Consider the following 2,472-nt stretch of genomic DNA (forward strand, 5'->3'; position numbering starts at 1 on the left):
GAGCCGGGAGAGTAGGACGTTGCCAGGCAGTTACTCTTACGAGTAACTATCCATTTGTTCCTTGAAAACTGGATACTGCATGTAATTGCTAAGATATTAACTGTAAGTACTTTTTAGTGCTAACCAATGTGGTTAAGTTACTAAGGGCACACGGTGGATGCCTTGGCGCTAGGAGCCGAAGAAGGACGCAGCGAACTGCGATAAGCCTCGGGGAGCGGTAAGCACGCTTTGATCCGGGGATCTCCGAATGGGGAAACCCACCATCTGTAATGGGATGGTATCCGTATCTGAATACATAGGGTACGAGAAGGCAGACCCGGTGAACTGAAACATCTAAGTAGCCGGAGGAAGAGAAAACAATAGTGATTCCGTCAGTAGTGGCGAGCGAACGCGGAAGAGCCTAAACCGTCAGGTTTACCTGGCGGGGTTGTGGGGCGTCTCACACGGAGTTACAAAAGACGCGCGTAGGTGAACAGCTTGGGAAAGCTGACCATAGAGCGTGATAGTCGCGTAACCTAAACGCGCGTCTCTCCGAGACCAACCCCGAGTAGCGCGGGACACGTGAAATCCCGTGTGAATCTGGCAGGACCATCTGCTAAGGCTAAATACTACCTAGCGACCGATAGTGAACCAGTACCGTGAGGGAAAGGTGAAAAGCACCCCGGGAGGGGAGTGAAATAGTACCTGAAACCGTGTGCTTACAAATAGTCGGAGCCCGTTAAAAGGGTGACGGCGTGCCTTTTGTAGAATGAACCGGCGAGTTACGGTAGCGTGCGAGGTTAAGTTGAAGAGACGGAGCCGCAGCGAAAGCGAGTCTGAATAGGGCGATAGTACGCTGCCGTAGACCCGAAACCGTGTGATCTAGCCATGTCCAGGGTGAAGGTAGGGTAACACCTACTGGAGGCCCGAACCCACGCACGTTGAAAAGTGCGGGGATGAGGTGTGGCTAGCGGTGAAATTCCAATCGAACTCGGAGATAGCTGGTTCTCCCCGAAATAGCTTTAGGGCTAGCCTCGGAATTTAGAGTCTTGGAGGTAGAGCACTGATTGGGCTAGGGGCCCTCATCGGGTTACCGAACTCAGTCAAACTCCGAATGCCAATGACTTATGTCCGGGAGTCAGACGGTGAGTGCTAAGATCCATCGTCAAAAGGGAAACAGCCCAGACCATCAGCTAAGGTCCCCAAGTATACGTTAAGTGGGAAACGATGTGGAGTTGCCCAGACAACCAGGATGTTGGCTTAGAAGCAGCCACCATTTAAAGAGTGCGTAATAGCTCACTGGTCGAGTGACTCTGCGCGGAAAATGTAACGGGGCTAAACGTATCACCGAAGCTATGGCAGTCCTTACGGACTGGGTAGGGGAGCGTTCCAAGCAGCAGTGAAGCCGTACTGGAAAGAGCGGTGGAGCGCTTGGAAGTGAGAATGCCGGTGTAAGTAGCGAAAAGACAAGTGAGAATCTTGTCCACCGAAAGCCTAAGGTTTCCTGGGGAAGGCTCGTCCTCCCAGGGTTAGTCGGGACCTAAGCTGAGGCCGAAAGGCGTAGGCGATGGACAACAGGTTGATATTCCTGTACCACCTCTGTTCCGCTTGAGCAATGGCGTGACGCAGGAGGATAGGGTGAGCGGCCTACTGGATGGCCGTCCAAGCAGTAAGTGTGGTGTGTAGGCAAATCCGCACACCGTGAAGCATGAGCTGTGATGGCGAGGGAAATTTTAGTACCGAAGTCCCTGATTTCACACTGCCAAGAAAAGCGTCTAGCGAGGAACAAGGTGCCCGTACCGCAAACCGACACAGGTAGGCGAGGAGAGAATCCTAAGGTGCGCGGGATAACTCTTGCTAAGGAACTCGGCAAAATGGCCCCGTAACTTCGGGAGAAGGGGCGCCTCGGTAGGGTTAATAGCCCGAGGGGGCCGCAGTGAAAAGGCCCAAGCGACTGTTTAGCAAAAACACAGGTCTCTGCGAAGCCGCAAGGCGAAGTATAGGGGCTGACGCCTGCCCGGTGCTGGAAGGTTAAGGGGATGAGTTAGCGCAAGCGAAGCTTTGAACCGAAGCCCCAGTAAACGGCGGCCGTAACTATAACGGTCCTAAGGTAGCGAAATTCCTTGTCGGGTAAGTTCCGACCCGCACGAAAGGCGTAACGACTTGGGCGCTGTCTCGGCAAGAGACCCGGTGAAATCATAATACCTGTGAAGATGCAGGTTACCCGCGACAAGACGGAAAGACCCCATGGAGCTTTACTGTAGCCTGGTATTGGAACTTTGTGCATCATGTACAGGATAGGTGGGAAGCTGAGAAGCAGGGGCGCCAGCCTCTGTGGAGCTGTCGGTGGGATACCACCCTTGATGTACGGAGTTTCTAACTCGTCGCCCTTATCGGGCGAGAGGACCATGCCAGGTGGGCAGTTTGACTGGGGCGGTCGCCTCCTAAAAGGTAACGGAGGCGCCCAAAGGTTCCCTCAGAATGGTCGGAAAT

1 rRNA gene is annotated in these 2,472 nt (G+C 53.7%); it reads left to right on the forward strand.

Annotated elements, in window-relative coordinates:
- Nucleotides 1–130: 130 nt before the first annotated feature.
- Nucleotides 131–2,472 (forward strand): 23S ribosomal RNA (locus tag KB186_RS28180); the annotation flags it as partial.

The sequence above is a fragment of the Brevibacillus sp. AF8 genome (genome assembly GCF_021270385.1).
Taxonomy (GTDB): domain Bacteria; phylum Bacillota; class Bacilli; order Brevibacillales; family Brevibacillaceae; genus Brevibacillus.